Source organism: Ructibacterium gallinarum, assembly GCF_014982785.1.
Classification (GTDB): domain Bacteria; phylum Bacillota; class Clostridia; order Monoglobales; family Monoglobaceae; genus Ructibacterium; species Ructibacterium gallinarum.
The window spans coordinates 1-21,089 of the sequence record NZ_JADCKB010000028.1; the positions used below are offsets into that span (position 1 = coordinate 1).

General features: G+C 40.0%; 12 protein-coding genes and 1 rRNA gene. 7 read left to right on the forward strand and 6 right to left on the reverse strand.

The features are described from left to right. Positions 1–7 precede the first annotated feature (7 nt). The 5 genes from rrf (at position 8) to INF28_RS10865 (ending at position 4,879) form a co-directional block, all read left to right on the forward strand. A 5S ribosomal RNA gene (gene rrf / locus INF28_RS10845) occupies positions 8–124 on the forward strand. A gap of 81 nt (positions 125–205) precedes the next feature. Continuing rightward, positions 206–1,051: an aminoglycoside 6-adenylyltransferase gene (locus INF28_RS10850; protein ID WP_226393482.1), complete on the forward strand. Its 846-nt coding sequence runs from the start codon at positions 206–208 to the stop codon at positions 1,049–1,051. Further along, positions 1,051–1,449 carry a GNAT family N-acetyltransferase gene (locus INF28_RS10855; RefSeq protein ID WP_226393483.1) on the forward strand — a complete coding sequence of 133 codons (399 nt, stop codon included), beginning with the start codon at positions 1,051–1,053 and terminating at the stop codon, positions 1,447–1,449. Before INF28_RS10850 ends, INF28_RS10855 begins: the two co-directional genes overlap by 1 nt. Positions 1,450–1,644: 195 nt before the next feature. Then, positions 1,645–3,441, forward strand: a complete 1,797-nt coding sequence (locus INF28_RS10860; RefSeq protein WP_226393484.1) for a cache domain-containing sensor histidine kinase — start codon at positions 1,645–1,647, stop codon at positions 3,439–3,441. Then, positions 3,422–4,879, forward strand: a complete 1,458-nt coding sequence (locus INF28_RS10865; RefSeq protein WP_226393485.1) for a response regulator — start codon at positions 3,422–3,424, stop codon at positions 4,877–4,879. Before INF28_RS10860 ends, INF28_RS10865 begins: the two co-directional genes overlap by 20 nt. Before the next feature lie 141 nt (positions 4,880–5,020). Here the strand turns inward: INF28_RS10865 and INF28_RS10870 are convergent, their stop codons facing one another. The 6 genes from INF28_RS10870 to INF28_RS10895 all read right to left on the reverse strand — a co-directional run bounded on the left by INF28_RS10870 (position 5,021) and on the right by INF28_RS10895 (position 13,936). Continuing rightward, entirely contained in the window at positions 5,021–6,175 is a 1,155-nt protein-coding gene (locus INF28_RS10870; protein WP_226393486.1) for a glycoside hydrolase family 88 protein, read from the reverse strand. Between the two features lie 28 nt (positions 6,176–6,203). After that, the gene (locus tag INF28_RS10875) at positions 6,204–8,813 is read right to left on the reverse strand and encodes a glycoside hydrolase family 38 N-terminal domain-containing protein (RefSeq protein WP_226393487.1); all 2,610 of its coding nucleotides are present in this window, start codon (positions 8,811–8,813) and stop codon (positions 6,204–6,206) included. Positions 8,814–9,544: 731 nt separating this feature from the next. Next, on the reverse strand, positions 9,545–11,170 hold the full coding sequence (locus INF28_RS10880; protein WP_226393488.1) for an extracellular solute-binding protein: 1,626 nt from the start codon (positions 11,168–11,170) through the stop codon (positions 9,545–9,547). 44 nt (positions 11,171–11,214) lie between these two features. Continuing rightward, the gene (locus INF28_RS10885) at positions 11,215–12,105 is read right to left on the reverse strand and encodes a carbohydrate ABC transporter permease (protein WP_226393489.1); all 891 of its coding nucleotides are present in this window, start codon (positions 12,103–12,105) and stop codon (positions 11,215–11,217) included. A 176-nt stretch (positions 12,106–12,281) separates the two neighbouring features. Then, complete coding sequence (locus tag INF28_RS10890; protein WP_226393490.1) at positions 12,282–13,235, reverse strand: ABC transporter permease; 954 nt, start codon at positions 13,233–13,235, stop codon at positions 12,282–12,284. Next, on the reverse strand, positions 13,232–13,936 hold the full coding sequence (locus INF28_RS10895) for a helix-turn-helix transcriptional regulator (RefSeq protein ID WP_226393491.1): 705 nt from the start codon (positions 13,934–13,936) through the stop codon (positions 13,232–13,234). The genes INF28_RS10890 and INF28_RS10895 overlap by 4 nt, the downstream gene beginning before the upstream one ends. A gap of 309 nt (positions 13,937–14,245) precedes the next feature. Between INF28_RS10895 and INF28_RS10900 the strand changes: the two genes are divergently transcribed. Both INF28_RS10900 and INF28_RS13035 read left to right on the forward strand, forming a co-directional pair. Continuing rightward, positions 14,246–16,921 (forward strand): S-layer homology domain-containing protein, encoded by a 2,676-nt coding sequence (locus tag INF28_RS10900; protein ID WP_226393492.1) that lies wholly within the window; start codon positions 14,246–14,248, stop codon positions 16,919–16,921. 29 nt (positions 16,922–16,950) lie between these two features. Next, positions 16,951–21,087 carry an immunoglobulin-like domain-containing protein gene (locus INF28_RS13035; protein WP_226393493.1) on the forward strand — a complete coding sequence of 1,379 codons (4,137 nt, stop codon included), beginning with the start codon at positions 16,951–16,953 and terminating at the stop codon, positions 21,085–21,087. The last annotated feature ends 2 nt before the right edge of the window (positions 21,088–21,089 follow it).

The window sequence follows — 21,089 nt, forward strand, 5'->3', positions numbered from 1 at the left end:
ACGCTTATCTGGTGGCTATAGCGGGAAGGTCACACCTGTTCCCATTCCGAACACAGTAGTTAAGCTTCCCTGCGCTGAAAATACTTGGCGGGCGACCGCCCGGGAACATATGTCGCTGCCAGATCTTTGAAGGATCCTTGACGAGTTTTCTCGTTGGGGATCTTTTTGTTTTTTTATTTTATTTCATGAGGAGGTTTCACATATTATGCGTACACCTGATGTCATGCTTGCGTTGATTTTAGATATGGCCAAGAAGAATGAGAATGTTCGTTTGGTTGGAATGAATGGTTCCCGTGAGAATCCTGCCGTTTTAAAAGACAGATTTCAAGATTTTGATATTGTATATGTTGTTCGTGATATGAAACCTTTTTTAGAAAATAGAGAGTGGATTCATGCCTTAGGGGAATTGGTGATTTTGCAAACACCAGAAGAAATGACTTTGTTCCCTCCCTCGCTGGATAGATGGTTTACTTTTTTGATGCAGTTTACAGATGGTAACCGCATTGATTTAATGCTGATTCCTTTGCTAGATTTGGAAAAGTACTTACGGGCGGATTCTCAAACGGTGATTCTTTTGGATAAAGATCATGTTGCCGGACATATCCCACCGCCAAGTGACAAAAAGTATTGGGTTAAAATACCCTCTGAGCAGGAGTATATAGATTGTTGCAATGAGTTTTGGTGGTTGGTACTTTATGTTGATAAAGGAATTCGTAGAAAAGAACTTTTGTATGCTTCAGCCCATTTAAAAAATGGAATTTGGAATGAATTGCTTCGTATGTTATCTTGGAAAGCGGGCATTGTGCATGGATTCATATTTTCTCCTGGAAAGGAATATAAGTATATCAAGCAATATATTTCGTCAGACGAATGGAACCAGTTATGTTTGATTATGAATACAGGAAGCATAGAATTATGCGCCGGTGCATTGGAAATAGCCATACGGTTATTTTCTGATGTTTCAAAAATTGTTGCAGAGAAACTGGATTTTTTTTATCCTGATTACGAGGAAAAAGTTTTGAAATACCGTCGCAAATTGGAGGAGGCATAGTGGTTATTTATCAAAAAGAACAAACATTTTCTACGCAAGAGTTAAAACGGCTATTTCAGTCTGTACATTGGGAATCGGGAGATTACCCTCAAAAATTGGTATATGCCATGCAAAACTTTGACTGCGTTTGGAGCGCCAGAGAAAACGGAAATTTGATTGGACTTGCCGCAGCCATGTCCGATGGAATTATGACGGCTTATATTCATTATTTATTGGTAGATCCCTGTGCTCAAAAACGTGGAATAGGAAGTGCACTGATGAAGCATATGCTGGAGGAATATAAAGATTATCTTCGTGTATTATTAGTAGCCGATAATGTTGATTTAGAAAAATTTTATGTACAGTTCGGCTTTTATTTAAATGATAACAAAAAACCAATGTATTTGGAAAGATTTTAAAGAAAATCAAGGATTTTGTGTGAAGAATTTTTTGTGCTAAGTATAAATTGCTGAAAGAAATTAAGTTTTTTTTGTAAACAATACCTTGAAAAAACGTGGCTGTTTTGATATATTAATAATATAGACATTAAATAAAATGACTTTTTGCTTGAAAGATTGTTTTGCGTATGACGTAAAATACGGAGGAAAAAGAAAATGAGACAGAAACTCAAGTTATTGTCCAGAAGTTTTTCATTTAAAATAATGTTTTCTTATTGGTTAATTGGACTTGTACCGATTTTGCTCATCAGTGTAATTATTTTTCGTTATATTACGGTTTTTATTCAGATCCGTTCTATTGAGGCGCTGCAGGAAACCCATAACCGAGTAGATGAAGTAATTTCCAGTAATATTACAGCAGTGACCACTGCTCTTGATTCGGCTCAAAACTATAATTTGTCCGGTAGACTTGATGTGCTATTATCCACGATGACAGAGCCAGACAGCATGAATCGGTTATCTGTAGTGATGAACATTTTGCTGCAATCCAGCATGAGCATTGAAAATGTGATTGCAATTAATAACGAAGGAGACTGGATGCATGCGTCACGATATAAAAAATATCGATCTGGCTATTATGACTTCGAAAATGCGGGTATTATTGATCGTTCTCAAGTGACGGATACGCAGGCTACCGTCTTACCAAGACATCATTCTCAGGACTATTTTTCTAATGCGAGCGTTTATGTAATTAGTACAGTCAAAAATTTTACAGACAGTGATGGAAATTATGCGGGTAGTATTATTATAGATATTAATCTGTCTTATTTTCAGGATATGCTACCAAGTAACGAAGATTCAGGATATTTTGCTATGGTCGATGATGAAAACTATTGCATTTTTTCTAATGATATTTGGAATGTGGACAAGTATATATCAATGGATAATATAGTATCTTATCCAGTAACATTCGATTTTACAAATAATTTGCCGGGTGACAGCAGTTTTTTTATAGAGTCCGACATTAATGGTACATGGAAAACATTAACTTATATTGATAAAGATGCTTTATCGATGGAAATCAATGTTATGCGGGATACTTTTCTGCTGGTAACGGTGCTGATAACAATTGCGTTGCTATTACTGTCGCTTGTTTATACCTATCAACTAACTGCGCCTGTAAACCGAATCATTGCGCAAATGAAAAAAATACAAAAGGGAAACCTTGATATCAGTTTGAAAGAGGAGAAGGTGACGGAATTTTCACAAATTGTATCAGGGATAAACGAAATGATTGAAAAATTAAAAATTCACATAGATCAAACATATCATGCGCATATTAAACAAAAGGAAGCAGAACTGAATGTTTTAAAAATGCAGATCAATCCACATGTTTTGCATAATATGTTGGAAATTATTAATATGACAGCCATTGAGCAGGATGATTACAAGGTCAGTTCCATGGTGGTTTCTCTTGGATCTCAATTTCAATATATGTTGTCAAACGACAGTGATTTTGTTCCTCTTCGAAAGGAAATTGAGATTGTATCTCATTATTTTCTTTTTGTTCAGATGCGATACAATGACAAAATTCGTCTGAATATTAAGGTGGAGGAATCGCTGAAAGAGCTTTTGGTTACGAAGTTTATTTTGCAGCCTTTAGTGGAAAATGCCGTAAAGCATGGCTATGATAATAGTGCATTCCCTCCTCAAAATATGAATATTAATATTAATATTATGCTTTTCGGTGAAAATGATTTAATCATTGATGTTATGGATAACGGAAAAGGGATGGATAAAGAAAAGCTTGCCGTGTTAAGGAAACATATTAATGATGCACATGGCAACGAGAAAATGAATTCAATTGGGCTCAGAAATGTGTGTGAAAGGCTGCGTTTTTTCTATGGCGCTCGTTTTTCTGCGGAGATTAATAGTTTCCCTGGACTTGGCACCAAAGTGCATTTGAAAATACCTTTGAGGGAGGCAAATAAATATGCAGACAACCAAGATTAAAATTGTTCTTGCAGATGATGAAAATATTATTTTAACCGGTTTACGCAAAATTTTAAATGAACTTAGTGACATTGTAGTTGTGTGTGGAACAGCATCTGATGGAGAACAGCTAAAACAATTGGTAGACCAGGAACATCCCGACCTAGTTATTACCGATATTTGTATGCCACAGCTCTCTGGCTTGGATGTTATTGAGTATATTCAATCAGCGAAGCCTAAGCCTGAGATTGTTATTATCAGCGGGTATAAGAATTTTGAATATGCGCAAAGTGCCATGAAATATGGCGTGTCAGAGTATCTTTTAAAGCCGATTGATCCTAAGGAACTTGTAACTTTAGTAAAACGGTTGCACCGGGATATTTTGAAGAAAAAAAGTATTAATGTTTTGGAAAAACCTGTTTTCGAAAGGGATATTCCGCAGGAGGCAGAGTTTTTTTATCAAATTTTAGTTGCAAGATGTGAGACAGTCCAGGATTCTTTTCGTCTGGAAACGCTGATCGCTGATACTGTACCTGACCGGTGCTATTATTTCAAATACCATGCTGATTTATGTGTGGTGTTTTCCTTTCCATCTGCAAAAGAGGCGAGTCTTGTCGCATTTCAATATGCGCAGTTCCTTCTTTCAAATATCAGTGCAGACTATGCAATAGGTGAGGTTTCACAGGGATTAAATGGCATATCTCAATCATATGCTTCGGCATGCCAAATCTTAGAACTGTTCTTTTTCTTTAACGAAAAGAAGGTGCTGTCAAATGCTGACCAGGCTGTTTTTTGCCCCAAGCCGGAAGACAGTTTAAATAGTACGTTAGATAATTTGTGCGCATATATTCGTCAGGGAGATCGTTTGGCTGCCAACAGAGAGCTTGATTGCTTGGAAGAAGTGATTATGCGTGCCAGTGGCGGAGTACGGGACATTGCTATTATTCATTTTTACTCTGCAGCAGATAAAATAAGACAGTTGATTTCGGATCCTGAACTTTTGGAGCTTTATTCACCGGACAATATTTTAGAATTTATTAAGGAATGTAGAAAATTCCAGCAAATCAAAGAATTTTTAAAGAATATGATCTTAGATACCATTGAGCAAATGGGAAGCAAGAAAGAGACCCAGACTAACTTTGAGATTAAAACCGTAATGGATTATATACAGACTAACTTTAATAAGAATATTACGTTAGAGTCCATGGCAAATTTGGTGCATAAAAATGCATATTATTTTAGTGCCTTTTTTAAAAAATGCACCAATGAAAATTTTAAAGATTATGTGATGCGGGTACGGATGGAAAAAGCGCTTGAGGAATTGAAAAATACCGATAAAACCATCAATAACATTGCGATGGAAACGGGGTTTATTGATCCACACTATTTTAGTAAAGTATTTAAAAAATATTTTGGCTTTACAGCCAGCAGTGTTCGAAAAAAGACAGACAATGATTAGAAAACCGGGATTTCTGTGAAAAAAACAGAAATCCCGGTTTTGATATGTAGTAGGGAAGTGGCTTTTGCTGTTTTTTTAAACGCACGCTATTTACTGCTCAAATGTTTTCATAGAAAGTGATGGTTCTTTTAAGAGCCCAATTTACCAGATTAGAAAATCTATGTTTTGTAGCTTCAGCAAAGCTTCCACAAAGAAGAAATCACCGTAAATAATGGGAATGTGAACACCTTTTAGACGTTTTTCGTCATTTGGATATGCTTCGGTTCCCATTAACACAAGGGCATCTTGTTGATCACTGTAATCACAGAAATTTTCATCTGTTGCCTTTAACAGGTTCAAGGCGCCGGATAGGTATACTTCTGCTTCTGCTTTGCTTACATGCCGCGAAATTTCAATCATGCCACAGGCGGCACAAACCCCGGCTGTGCTGTCATAGTATACTGGTTCTGCGGGCTGACAAAAGTCACAAAGCGTTTTATAGCCGGTAGCCGCGGCATGGGAGAGAAAATAGTTGGCGGTTTTTTTGGCAGCATTTAAATATTCTTTTTTCCCAGTGTGAACATAAGAAATTGCCATACCGTAGATTGCCCAGGAAAGTCCGCGGGACCAGCAGCCTTCCGCGTTGTAGCCTTGGTCGTATCCCATGTCAGTGTAGAATTTCACTGGTTCGCCGGTTTCTGTATCGTGGACCACAATATGATTGATTGCTCCGTCTTCGCGAATATGGTCACGCAATGTCATATCGGCGTGTGCCATTGCAATACGTTTGAATCTGGGGTCACCAATTTCCTCTGAAGCCCAGTAGAGAAGAGGCAGGTTCATCATACAGTCAATGATGGACCAGCCTTCTGCAAAATCCATATTCCATGCCCGAATAAACTTGCCGTCAATATTAAACCGGGAAGCCAAGGCGGCTGCCATAAAAAGATTTTTGTTCTTTGCCTCCATATCTCCGGTTAAACGGTAATTGGCTCCATGCAGAATATGAGATATAAATCCTACATCATGGTATAGGGGTTCGTAATGGTCCAGACCTTTGTCTACATATGTGCCAGAATGCAGAGCAGTTTTTTTATAATTTTCATCTTTAGTACCCACGTATAAAAGCCACATGAGACCGCCCCAAAAGCCATTGGTCCACCCGTAAAGATTATCTTTTTGATCGTCATGAATGCCATTGATAGAAGTATAGGGAATTTTATCATAATCTTTCACAGCAATCTTTTTCATTTTTTGATCCACCTTGTTCCAGACAGCGGCAATCCAATCCTTGTTTTGTTCCAAAATTTCACTCATTTTTCTGCCTCCCAAATTTATGTTAGATTTATTTTTTAGAAAAAAGTCTGATGGTTTGTATCTGCCAAGGTTTCATGGGGATCTTGACAGTATTGTCCGAGATGGTAACTGTATCTGTAATCTGGCCATCTAAGCTGACCAGCTGTGCCTGTACAATACCGGTAGGTAAGGTTAAAATTGCTGTTTCTTCACAGTTGCTCAGCTGATACAGACGAATATCCAGCCCATTTTCACAGGGAACTGCCGTGCTGAATACGGTGTTTTCAGCTGTAAGCACCATTTCAGAAGCATGTTTATTAGCAGTATCTTTTTTGCATTGGCTTACCAGGAAGCCGGCTTGCATAGCGTCTTGGTGCTTTTGGAGGTCAGCAAGCACAACATTTGGACCGAAAGGAAGAATCCGATAGGAAAATTCCATTTCCTCAAGCAACTGTCCGCCCGGTTCTCCGTTTGTCATAACCGTCTTTTGGAAAGAACGGAATAAGGTTACATAGATATCCCCGTTTTCATGTACAGCACATTCGTGAAGTCCATATGCAGAGATAAATGCCAGTCCTTTCTTATTGTCTTTTTTCAAAACAATTCCTGACATCTGTTTCTCGGGTACTTCACATTCCATCCATGTCTGGGTAGCTGTGTCTACTCCTGTTTGTCTTTCTACAAAGCAGAAGGCCTGGTTGGCAAAATAAGTGTTTCCCGCAACACCTGTCGGTATTTTTATTCTTATTCTGTGATCTTTTGCAGTATTTTGAATTTTGGTTTTTACACTGACGTATTGTGCATTTTCATCCAGTGTAATATAATGCCTCAGTTCTAATTGCACATTGTCGCTGCTGCGTCTGATTTGACGGTTTTCAAACAGCATTTCCCGCGGAACCATCATTTTTTGGATTACCTCAAATACAACCCGGTTGCAGGTATTTACCACCTTTCTTATTTCGCACATACTATTTGTGATTACTGTATCACAAGCAGGATTGGCATGATACCATCCATCACCAATTTCACCATCATCAGCTATACCCAAGAGGCCATTATATTGTGTGCCGGTCTGTTTGTCAAAAATGTTAAGACGCCCATCGCAGGCAATTTCCAGTTTGATAAACTCGTTTTCCGCACCGGTCTCTGATTGTGTCATTCGTGTTAAATAGCGGGAACTTTCTGTAAACGGTTTTATAATTAATTCTGTGATGCCCATTGGAATCAGCTCTACATGGATGGAAACTGTATATAAATCTGAGACAGAAACGTATTGATTATAGGTTCGTTTTTGATAATTTCTGACAATGTTTTCTATGCCATAAGGAATTTCGTTGTCCTCACTGTCAAATATTTTAAAGCTGTTTATACTTTCATAGCCGAATGGTTCACAGTAGGTTGTTTTATAGTCCTGTGGAAAAGAAATATCAATTTGGGTAACACCGCGATATGCATAAGGAAGAGGATTCCATATTTTTAGGACGATGTTATCGGTTTCTTGTTTTTCTTCCATACCTGTTCGGAATTCATCTAATAGTTGTTCACAGATAATTCGGGCCTGGTCAAACCGGTAGACCATATCCTTATGTATTTGATCGATACCACATCCGCATATAGAATCGTGCGCTTGGTTCATAAGTAAGTATTTCTCAGATAACTCCAAATAAGAAAGTGGCTGATTTGTTTTACGGAAAGCATACAGCGGTGTAATCCATTTTTCCAAAAGGGTCTGTACCTGGTCATTATATTTTTTCAAAGGATACCTTGAAGAAAGGGTATGGGTTATCAGATGCAGATAGCCGCAGCCGTGTGTTTTTGCCGGTTCTCTCAGTTCGCCGTACTTTGTCTGGAAGCCTGCTTCATATTTTTTCAGCAGCTCGCACATTTCCATTACAGAGGTCTGTTTGATATCAGCCTGGGGGTAAAGTTCCGATAATATCTTTAAATATTTTTTTGTATCTTTGTGATAAGAGGCATGGTCAATGGCATCCATAAGAAGAATGACAGGTACATTGCTGCGGGCAATTTCAGAATCGGTATGTGCTTTAATTCTTTTTTTCAGCTCTTCCTCTGAAAGTAGGTGCGCTTGTGTTTCATCACCTATCACATATGCTGCAAAGGAACCGTAGCCTTGGCTATCCTGAAGTTTAAAAGTTGTCACCCATGAGCCATCCGGTGACTGCCATTTAAAATGCATGTCTGTGGTGCTTTCATTTGTACCGCGGCCCAAAAGTGCATTATGAATTCCCAGTTGACAGAAAATTTGAGGCATCTGTGCAATATGACCGAAAATGTCGCAAATATATCCGTATTTCAGTGGTTCTGCGCCATAGCTACGCGCAATTTGATAACCTTTTTGAAGGTTTCTAATAATACTTTCTCCTGACATCAAAAATTCGTCGGGCATACAATACCATGGACCAACCAGGATTTTGCCGTTTGCAATTAGTTTTTCAAGCCGTGCCTTGTTTTCTGGCCGTATTTCTAAGTAATCTTCTAAAATGATAGTTTGTCCGTCAAAGTGGAATACACCAAAATCATCGTTTTCTAAACCTTCAATGAGCTGATCTATCATTTTTACAAGCCGAAAGCGGAAGCCCTGAAAAGGCTGGTACCATTCCCTGTCCCAATGGGTTCCGGAAAAGAAAAATATATTCATGTTATACCTCCTTGTTTTTGACAGTTGATAGCTGTGAAGCGGTCAAATCTATGGCTACAGGTTTATTAGGGAAATAACCTATTTCCGAAAGAGTAAAGAATACGTACAAAAATTATTTAAAAGTATGTTCAAAATCCATCCGTAAAAAGGAAGATAAATTTTAATTTTTTATCAGTTTCTTTTTTCATTTCTTTTTAAAGCGGTATTTACAGATAGTTTGATTGCTTTTGTCAATATCATATTAAATATTAATAAATTTATTTTCTGTTTCCATATTATAATGGTGAATCGTAATTTTGTCAATGATATGACCTATAATTTAAAAAATTACGTTGTCGTAAAAAAACAGCGTTGTAATTGGCATAAATTTTTTAATTTATCAATAGCTTCCTAAAATGATTGCCTGTTCGTTGAAGAGAAACATATCGAAATTGTCATTTTTTAAACTTCCAATGAGCGGATTTATCATTTTTGCAAGCTGAAAACGAAGCCTAAAAAGGCAGGTGCTATTCCCTGCCCCAATGGGTTCCGGAAAAGAAAAATATATTTATGTTATACCTCCTTGCTTTTGGCAGATGATAGCCTGAGGACCCGCCAACCCTTTCGGTATCATGACTTTGCCGCAAAATATGGCGGCCTTCCGAAGAGTGACGAGTCCTCATGGTAAAAATATTTTAGAAGTGTTATTCAAAGCGCAGCTCAAAAAGAGCCACCCTCTGTTTTTAATGTGTTTATTCCTCTATTTCCTTTAATGTATTTGAGTAACGTTCATAAGCGGTTTGATTGACCTTAACAACATCTTCGATCCCCATATTGATCAATGTTTTTTGATAGTCTTCATAGTTATCAAAGCTTTCACGGCCTGTAATAAATTTGTTGATCATTTCATTATTATAGCTGTTGATTTCGTTAAATGTAGTAATAGCCGTATCCAGCTCTTCATCAGTAAATTTTAAAACAGGAACTGTTCTTGTTGTATCACAGTCTTTCCAGACGTCAATGGCTGCTTTCTGTTCCGGAGCCATATATTGATCAAAATAATCCATGCTCTGTTCCATAGGATAACCGGTTGCTACGGTATATTGTCCCAGCATTTCTGACATGGCTTTTCCAGGGGTATTGGTGATTAGTTCGGTATAGGTGGGTACGCCGTCTTTCATCGTATAGGATTCTCCTTCGACGCCAAAGCTCAGCAGCGTTTGCCCTTCTTTGCTGTAGGCGTAATCCGCAAATTTAGTGGCGGTTACCGGGTCTTTGCATGCCGTGGTAATAGATAGACCCATACGGGCAGAAAGCGGAGACGTGTATTCTAAGTTCAGGTTATAGTTTTTGCCATTAGATGAAGTTAGCCAAGGCATGGCTGAAAGTTCAAAATTGGGGTCAATGGGTTCCATGAGGGTATTGATCCTGGCGAGTCCGCCTCCGGCAAGGCCAAACCACATGGCGGCCTGCCCGTTGGAAATTTTGGTATCAAACTGATTTCGCTCTGTAATGGCATAATCAGGGTCTAACAATCCTTCATTATACAGTCTGTTTAAATACTGCAGCATTTCTTTATATTCGGGCTGCAGCCAGCCGCATTGAAGATTGTTATTATCATCCAGATAGAAGCTGGCAATACCCCACCACGCAGAAAGGTAACTGAGACCGTTTCCGCTTTCCATAATAAATGGAATTTCGTCAGCTTCCCCATTGCCATTAGGATCGCCTTCTTTGATGGCCTTGAGCACTGCATATAATTCATCTGTATTGGTAGGCATTTCAAGATTCAATTTATCAAGCCAATCTTGTCGGATCATAAAACCGTTAAATACGCGCAATTCGGGTTCATTCCGCAGGAATTGGAAAGAATAAAGAAAACCGTCTGCGTCTACTGCCTGTGCATGCAGGCTGGGATTTTCTTTTAAAATTTCTACATAATTGGGAGCGTATTGCCCCATCAGGTCATCCAACCGAAGGATCTGCTGGTTGTTATAGGCGGTTTTCTCCTGCCCGTCGCTCCAATAATTAATAAGAATATCCGGAAGATCATTAGAGGCCAACAGCAAATTCATTTTTTCGTTGGTTACATGTTGAAAGTCAAGTTGCACATTGGTGCGTTTGGCGTATTCCTGGAAGAGAGGAATTTCGTTAAAAGAACTTTTGCCTGTAGGCGCCGTTAAAATCACTGCAATTGTTAGTTTGCTGTCATTATTTCCAAAGGGAAGAGTAATTTCTTCTGGTGTGGCCGTATTTACGTTCAGCGGCGTAGTGACTTCTTGGGTTACATTGGTACTGGTGTCATTGCTTTTGCATCCGCTCAGCAAAGCCAACGCAGTAATAGCGGCTATACATATAATGGAATTTCTTTTTCGCATGAGAATACCTCCTAAAATAGTTTTTATTTTTTATAAAAATACATTTATTCTTTTACAGCGCCAATCATTACCCCTTTTACAAAGTACTTCTGCAAAAACGGGTAGATACATAGGATCGGAACGGTTGAAATAACAATGGTTGCGTATTTGATTGTTTCTGAAATTTGAACCTGCTCAATACCACTAGCTGCATTGCTGTTGATCAAGGAATCCGTTTCGTTCAAGATAAGAATTTCACGCAGGAAGAGCTGCAGCGGATATTTACTCCGGTCAGTTAAGTAAATCATAGCATTGAACCAGCTGTTCCAGGTTCCTACCGCATAATACAGTGTGATAACGGCAAAAACAGGCAGGCAAAGTGGAAAAATAATGCAAAACAGTACCCGCAGGTGACTTGCGCCGTCCATTCTAGCAGATTCTTCAAGAGAGACGGGAATAGATGTCATATAAGTTCGCAGGATAATGACGTTGTATGCACTGACTGCAACTGGGAGAATTTGAGACAGACGCGTATTTAAGAGCCCCAGGTTTTGTATGTTCAAGTAGGATGGAATTAATCCTCCGTTGATAAACATAGTTAAGATAAGGATAATGTTAAAAAAGTTACGCAGCGGAAACTTTTTTCTGGATACGACATATGCGGCCATCATTGTCAGAGCATCACTTAAAATGGTTCCGATTACTACGTAAAAAAGAGTATTGGCATAACCTGTGGTGATATCTGGATTGGCAAGCACGGACTTATAAGCATCAAAGTGCAAACCAAGTGGTTTGAGAAGAAGACCGCTGTGCTGCATTAGCAAACTGGGAGAGGATAAAGAGGCCATGATTACATAAATCATGGGATACAGGCAAATAAATGCTATGGCTAATAGGAGTATTAGATTAAAAACATCGAATATGTTTGCGCCAAGACTTTGTTTATATGTTTTCATAAAAATCTCCATTCCGCCGCTGTGCGCCGGCCACGACGAGGTGTTTGCTATCTCTTATCCGCACAGGAAAGAATGATAAGAGATCTTTGGTTTTCGTATGTATTTTCGGTATCGTGCGGAAAAAGCTGCACGGGATCATCATTTTCATTCAGCGTTGTTCGTAAAGCCGCTAATTTTTACCAAAGTGTGGTATCGTTTACCTTGCCGGTAATATAGTTGGTTGCTACCAGCAAAAAGATATTAATAACGGTATTAAATAAACCGACTGCAGTAGAATAGCCATAATCGGGTGCAGCGCCAAACGCAATACGGTATACGTATGATGCAATAATATCTGCTTTGTCAAGCACCAAATCATTGTACATTAAGATAATTTTCTCATATCCAATTGACATAATATTGCCGACACGCATGATAAACAAAATGACAATGGTTGGCATAATGCCCGGCAGAGTAACATGGAGGAGCTGTCGGAACCGCCCGGCTCCGTCAATGGCGGCGGCTTCATATAAATCTGCGCTCACACCAGCAATGGCGGCCAGGTAAATAATAGAGGACCATCCAATTTCCTGCCATACACCCGATAGGACATAGATGGGAGTGAACCAATTCGGTTCTGTCATAAATGCGATTCGTTCTCCGCCGAAGAAGGCAATAATGTCGTTGATAATACCGTCACGCTGTACAAAATCCATGACCAAACCAACAGCTACAACCAGAGAGATAAAGTGTGGCATATAGCTGACAGTTTGAATAATTTTTTTTGTTCTTCTCAAACGTAGTTCGTTTAGCAAAAGGGCAAAGATAATGGGAGCGGGAAAGCCCACCACAATGGATGCAATGCTGATACGAAGGGTATTTACAAGAGTTCTGGTAAAATTAGGGCTGGAGAAAAAATTTTCAAAATGTTTTAGCCCAACCCACGCGCTGCCCCATATCCCCTTTGCAGGGGCATAATTTTTAAAGGCAAGTACGATTCCTGTCATAGGTACATAATAAAAAACAATATAATATACCAGCACAGGCAGAAAAATTAGATATAACTCATAATTTTGTTTGAGAGCCCGAATTATGCGGGTAGAAAGGGAATGGCTTGGATTTGCCAATATTTTAATTTGTTTTTTGCTCATGACTTTTCTCCTTTTATTGTGTTTTGCTGAAGATAGTGGCTGGGAGATGCCCCGGTGTATCGCCCGAACGTCCGGTTAAAGGTGGTTCGGGATAAAAAACCCGTGGCCTTCATGGCTTCCGCAATGGACAGACCGTTTTGCAGCAGTTGTTTTGCGTATTCCATTTTCGACTTATTGACAAAGGTTTTAAAGTTGACGCCTGTATTTTTCGGAAAAATTCGGCTGACATAGGAAGGCGACAACCCAACATATTTTGATACATCGTGCAATGAAATATCAGCTTCAATATTTTCAATAATATAATGTCTAATTTTAAAAATCAATTTTTGGTGTTCGATTGCACTTTTAAAGGGCTCCTTATCAAGAAGTAAAAAGGGCTGAATTAGGTCATCTTTCAGCTGTTTTGCACTTTTTTTATATACTTCAAAATCAAGTGTTGGAAGCTCTGCACACAATCCAGTTTCAAAGAAGTTTAGTTCCTTTAAAATTTTAACCAAGGTAGCTGCAAATTTAAATCTGAGAATGAGCAGTGCATATGGCCTAAACAGCTCTCCGATGGTTTCTTCAACTACGCCAGAGAGTACAGAAAGCGCTTGCGGCGAGCGCCCTTCTAAAAATGATGAAATCACCAGATTTTCGGTTTGAGAAGGATAAATGTTTTCCAACTCCATACTGAGAAAGTGATTGTCATATGGTTTCATAATCAGTCCTCCTGCTGCGTTCTAAAACACATCAATTAAATTATACATGGCTAACCATTTAAATTCAATGGATTGTTTCAAGAAAAAAAGTGTAATTTTTAAAGAAATTGCTTATGTAATTCGTTTATTTCTATGACAAAAAGTGTGAATAGACAATTAAATTTTTATGTGTTAATATTTTTTTAGAAATATGTAATAGTCTTTTTAATCCAAATGCGGCAACGGAAGAAAAAGGCACATTGTCACTATTTCTAAGGTAAAAGCAGATATGCTTTATCTATCAAATTTGTTGTAACAGGAGGAAATAGAATGTTGAAAAAAGGTATACATCTGTTACTTGCTTTTTTACTGTGTATCACTGGACTTTCGTCGGTAAATGTATTTGCGGCAGAGGAGGTTTCAGAATCCATTATAGTAGAAATGCAGGCGTTCGACATTGTCAGAGGGGATGAAGAGGGAAACCTCAACCTTGATGACGCGGTAAGTCGTGCAGAATTTAGTGCCATGATGGTGAGAATGCTTAAAATGGAGGAATGGTACTACACAGACTACGCGTTTACGGATGTTTCCACAGCAGATTGGTTTTATGAAGATGTAATGCGGTTAACGACGGTAGGCATCATTGCCGGTTTTGAGGATGGTACATTCCGCCCGAATCATTCTATTACGACTGCTGAAGCGGCTAAGATGATTGTTGTCGCGTTGGGATATGGAGGTGAAGCGGAAGCATCAGGCGGATACCCCAGCGGATATGTGGCTATGGCAAGCAAATTGGGCGTGCTTTATGGTGCGGATATTGCTTCGGAAGCACTGACACGGGCCGATGTTATTATTATGCTCTATAACAGCATGGATATTTCCTTGTTGGAACCGGAATTTATTGGAAGTGATAACCTGATGGTAAGTGGCACAACAATACGTGATTTGCATCTTTATCAGGGAAGTAATGGAATTTTTGCAAAAAAGAAAGGTTATGTTACGGCAACACCGGAAATCTGGCTTATAACGCCTTATCCTGATTTACAGCCAAACGAGGTTGTAATTGATGGGGTGGTAATGGATGCCAATGGATATGATGTAACTTCCTATTTGGGAATGGAGGTTACTTATTATGTTTCCGGAGATAATGAACTTGGTCCCTACACTTTGCAGGGAATTTCTCCAACCGACAAAAATACGGTTTACGAATTCGATGAGGAAACTTATGTTGGAAGAAGCGGTAATAATCTGACTGTATATGAAGAGAATAGAACCAGAAACTACCGGATGGATGACTTTTGTATCTTAGTTCGTAATTTACGTCCAATTATGGCCCCTACAGACAAGGATTTTACATTGAGCCGCGGTAATGTGAGGATGATAGATAACAACGGAGATCATGCCATTGACTATGTGTTTATAGAAGAATTTGAAAGCGTATTAATTGAACGTGTTTCAGAGGATGAAATTTGGCTGGATGCTACAACGCCATATCATGATTTGGTATATTTTGATGTACTGAAGAACAGTGATATTACTTATTTTATAGAAGATGCAGAAGGAAATGCCTTGAATCCGGAAGAGCTGACGGCGGGGAGTGTGCTGAGTATTATCTCTGACGGCAGCAACGTTTATAAGATGATTTTAGGTCAGGAAGAAACAATTACCGGTATGATTACGAGTTTAAATGGTGAAGATGGAAAAGAATTTATAGCAATCGACGGTACGGAGTATGATTTGGAGCCTGGATCCGATTTTGATATTACAGTCGGTATTGAGGTTACGTGTGCATTGAATTTCCGGGGTGAAGTAGCCAGTATCAAACAGGCAGAAAATACCTATTCTTATGGATATGCTTTGGCAACGGCCCAGGATGGATTCAGTTACAAGGTAAAGATGCTGTGCCCCGGACCTTTCAAAGCGGAAGTGAAGATTGAAGACGAAGATGAAGATGACGCTGTAGAAACCCAGATTTTAAAGGGTTCCAATTCTGATGTTGTTACCTTGTTCTTGGCAGAAAAGGTACGGGTAAACGGGGAAAAGATAGAGGATAGTGAAGCGGCGAATATCATGTCGCAAAATGGAATCGTGAAATACCGGTTAAATTCCGATAATCAGATTAGTGTTGTGGATACTCCGGAACTGGTAGGAACGGATATTATGGGTTCGGCGCAGAAGCGGAAATATAATGGTTATGAGCAAATCTTTGGCGGGATTGGTGCAGGTGCTTTTGCCGTAACTGAAGAAACCAGTGTACTTTGTATTCCTGATTATGAAGGAGTCACAAGCGATAAAGACTATTTGGCAACCGTTGAGATTTTAGATGGTAGCACTTATGTGGTGAATGGTTATGACATGGATGCCGAAGATGAGGTCGCTAAGCTGATTGTAATTGAAGTGCCGCTCCGGTACAGTACGGCTGGTGATTTGGAAGAAGATGCGCCTGCTGTTTTGGAAAATGTTATTACTCAGCTTGATGAAGAGGGAAATGAGATTAAAGTTTTGGTATATTGGCAAGATGGAGAGCAAAAAACAACAGAGGTTGACTCCGATTGTGATGTTTCCGATTTGCAGGCGGGAGATGTTTTTTTGGCAGCTTTGGGTGCCACCAGCGAAAATATTTTACAGATTCAGAAAATTGTCAGCCTGGTTGGAATTGAACCCGGTTCTGTAAGCTTGGGCAGCGGTTCCAGTTCCCTTTTGGGAGGCACTATCAATACAGGCTATCCTATGAAAATTGCATACAACAAAATTGATGATGCAAATAACAGAAGGGTTGACGTTGTTACGCTTGGCCTTGACAATAACTGCCTTCAGCAGAGAAATATTAACATCAATGTGCGTAATGCCCCGGATGTATATATTTATGATGCGAAAAGAAATGTGGTGTCAGTGGGAGATACAAGTATGATCCCGCCTTGCGGCACAAACACCGCTGACGCGGATATGGTCATGGTTTACGAGAAGGATTTGAAAGTACAACTGGTTGTTATTGTAACACAATAGATTTTAGAAAGAAGGAGTGTTATATTATCGTGAAAAGACAAAGACTAATGACTGTGTTTTGTATTGCGGCAATGATGTTGTCCCTGTTATCGCCGATACCGTCTTTTGCGGCAACAACAGCTGGACCACAGTCTGACAACAGCTTTTTGATTGCGGATTTTAAAGATGAGGCAACTTGCACAGCCTGGGGACAAGGCCCCAAAACGGATGGGACGGGACTTGCGGGTGCTTGCTATCCGGATCAGGGTTATGAAATGAATTGGCTGGGAAGCTCCGGAGGAAATTATTTTGCAAATGAAGCTTCTGTTTTCAGTGGCCTTAATTGGTCTGATTATAAATATTTGCAATTTTCTTTCAACCTGGTCGTTGAAGATAGTTTTTCATATTCCGGAATTTCCAACTGGGTAACAATTGTCTTGTCTACCGCTGAAAATGCAGGAGAGTATACCGAATATAAAAACAATGAATGTTTGACGTATGAAATTGATTTGAGTTCTTATCCGCTGAAGACATCGGTGGAAGCAATCATTCCGCTGGATTCCTTTGTAACCCAATTTGACGGAATGCAAAATGGTGTGCAGGGTGAAAAAGATGGAACTACGCCTTTAAGCTCTATTCGCTCTATATCAATATTAGGGGCTGGAATGGGAAAGGCCGAAGTTGGTGGAATAGGCCATGACGCAGGTGATTGGACGTTTAAGAGTGCAAGGTGGGCCAACCAATATGGCTGTGGATTTGTTGCGGAACGCTTGTCTTTGTATTTGGGAGATGCAATAGATATTCAGCAGGCCCTTGATACCTACATGAAAGCTCATACAGACATTACGGAAAATATAGAGCTTCCCACTTCAATCTCAGGCATAGATGGTTCTATTGTTTGGGATTCAGATAGACCAGATGTTATTTCCCCGGAGGGTGTTGTTACCGCTTCTGCTAAATCGGAGAAAGTTGTTTTAACAGCGACGATTACTGGGGGAGATGGCTCATCCAAAGTGGTGCAATATCAAATTACTGTGGTAGGGTATGCGCCTGATGGTGTTTTGGAGTATCGTTATAATGCAGATATGAGCCAGTTCTCGGATGGACCGGTGGATGCAGAATTAGAGTCACAGCTCAATGAAATGGAAATTACCTCCGGATGGCAGGGCGAGGCATATAATGTCTTCTTTGAAGACGGCGCTTTAGTTCAGCAAGCAAAAACGAATATTCCTAATGGGACCCAGCCTTCCGGAGCCAGCCAATTAATCAGTTCTTATAATATGGTACGCGATGGCACAAGACAATACTATGAGGTTTGTTATTCTACCGGGCTGAAAAAAGAGATTAATTTTGCTTTCCAGGCAGTTGGAGGCACTTACAACAGCTTTATAATGGTTGGTACACATAATTCCGGAATGCTGAATTTTACGGCCTCTGCCGGAAAAGGGGAAGATCCACAGGCGGTTTCAATTAATAATGTAGGAATTACAGCCAATGCCAAAATTCGTATGCGTTTTCTTTTTGATACGAAAAATGATGAAGTGGATGGTTTTTGGATTTCGATTAACGATGGTGAGTTTGTAGCATATAACCCTTATGGTAAAGTGGGAGAGCCTTTTGGATATAACAAGTATCAATCTGTAGATGCCAATAACCGGTTTAACCAGGTGTTATTATATGCCAGTGGCGCTGGTTCTGCCAGAGAAGGCGATAATGTATTTAAGCTTTATTACATTCGCAGCTGGACAGATATGTCAAGTTACCTCGACATGGCGGAAGAAGATTTGAATGCCAGCTTCAACAGTGCGATTGGGGATAGTGGTGTAGTAAGAAGTAATTTGTCTTTACCGACATCAATGCCCGCTTATGCCGGTGTAACAGTTAACTGGGAAAGCAGTAATCCTTCTGTTATTGCCAACGATGGCACGGTGCATCTGCCGGCGAATAACACCGAGGTTACTCTGACGGCAAATCTGGGGTTTGAAGAAGAAATATATGAGGATATAACCCTTTCTATTCCGTATACGGTCATAGTAGGTGGTCTTTCCGATGAGGATTATATCGTTACAAACGATACATTTTATGGCGCTTCGGCGTTAAATCCGTGGTTGATTGACGATTCCGGCGGAAATGTAACCGTAGAGGATGGAAAGCTAACGTTTGATAAAAGTGGAGAAGGTTTTTTGACTGCGGAAAGACCGCTGACAGAAAACAGTGATTTTGAGTTGAAAGGTGAAATCAATATAGAAACGGGGCTCAGTGCCAAAAAGGGTGTCACCAATACTTCTGTGCTTGATAAAAGCGGAAATTCCGGGGGGAGTTTGGGATTTTCGCAGGATGATGGTCAGAAGTTTGTATATACCTACAAGGACGGGAACTACATTTATGATGGTACCGGGGAAATGAAAACAAAGATACAAATAGACACCCAAAGCAATACAGCGCAGATTTGGCATAATGAAGTTTCTGCTGGAGAAGCAGTTGATTGCCTCAATTCTATATCTGGTATTTCAAAGCTGACAACCAGTGTAGAGAGCGGGAAACTTTATATTTCTGGTATGCGTGTTACGATACCAAATTCGCAGAGGCTTTCCTTGATATATGATCAGCTTACTTGGGATCTCATTTCTGCGGATCCGATGGATGCGGTAACTTCGGTCGATTTATTTACTTCTTCTGCCGCAGGGATCAAAATTAGTTGGACTTCCAGTAACGAAGAGGTCATCAGCAATAATGGAACTTATACACGGCCGGAAGCGGATACGCCGGTTACTTTAACAGCTCGCCTGTATAAGGAAGAAGATCCTTCGCAGTTTTTAGAAAAGCAATTTGATATTGTGGTATTAGCTTTGGACCCCAGCAACCTTGCATATGGTAAAACTGTAACAACGGATATGACGGTAAACGCAGGAGAACTTGCTAATGTAACAGATGGAAGTGTAAACACTGTATTCAGTGGAACAGCCAGGAGAAAAGCTGGAACCTTGACCATTGATTTAGGAGAGGAAAAGGCACTTTCCTCAGTAAAAATTTTTGAAGGGAATCAAGCAATCAAGGCGTTTACTGTGGAGATTTCTTCAGATAATACCATTTGGAGTGCCGTGCATACCGGAACAGTAATAGGAGAAGAGCAAAATATTCCATTTGATCCGGCTTTGGCACGTTATGTGCGGTTGAGTGTAACCGATGTACAGACCGCTATGCCTATTACTATTTCTGAGATTGAGGTTCGTTTTGACGCAACAGATCAACAATGTGTTGATGCTGATGCAGAGGAGCTTTCTACGGGAGAATCTTATGAAATCTCATCGGATTTGGATTTAGAGGAAATTGGTAAATTTGGTTCTGCTATTGAGTGGGTGTCAAGTCATCCCAGTTTGATCAGTAACAGCGGGAAATATCTTGGTAAGCCGACTTATGATACAGTTGTGGTGATGAAGGCTACATTGACCAAAGGTAATGCGACTGCGGTCAAGACATTTAACCATTTAATCAGAGGAAGTCAAAGCGGATCGATTAGTGGCGGTGGTTCTGGTGGTTCGGGAGGTTCCAGCGGATTAAGCGGAGGAGGAAACGCTTCCTATACGCCACCCAGTCAGGAAACGGTTACTCCGCCAGCTGTTCAGGAAGGTGTGACGCAAACAGCGGCGTTTAATGACCTTGACGGCGTGCCTTGGGCCGAGGAAGCCATTACAGCTTTAAAAAATATGGGGATCGTGTCGGGCAACGGAACTGGGGAATATGAACCCGCCAGAGAGGTTACCCGGGAAGAATTTGTGAAAATGCTGCTTTTGACGCTGGGAGTAGATATCAGCCAAACGGAAGAGGGAACCCCGTTTACCGATTGTGCTGAGGATCAGTGGTATTATTCTTACGTTGTGGCGGCATACAAAAATGGCATAGTCGAGGGAATGTCTGACGGCACTTTTGGTATCGGAACATCTATTACCCGCCAGGATATGGCTGTGATGATATCTAGAGCTGCAGAACAATTCGGCACGGATCTGTCCAGCGGTGAGAGTAAAACCTTTGTTGATGCTGAAAATATCAGTGAATATGCGGTTGAGGCAGTTGATAAATTGAGTGCGGCAGGTTTGCTTAACGGTGATGATGCCGGCAGATTTAATCCTATGGATTGCGCAAATCGTGCCGAGGTGGCGGTGGTTATGTATCGACTGACAAAATAGGA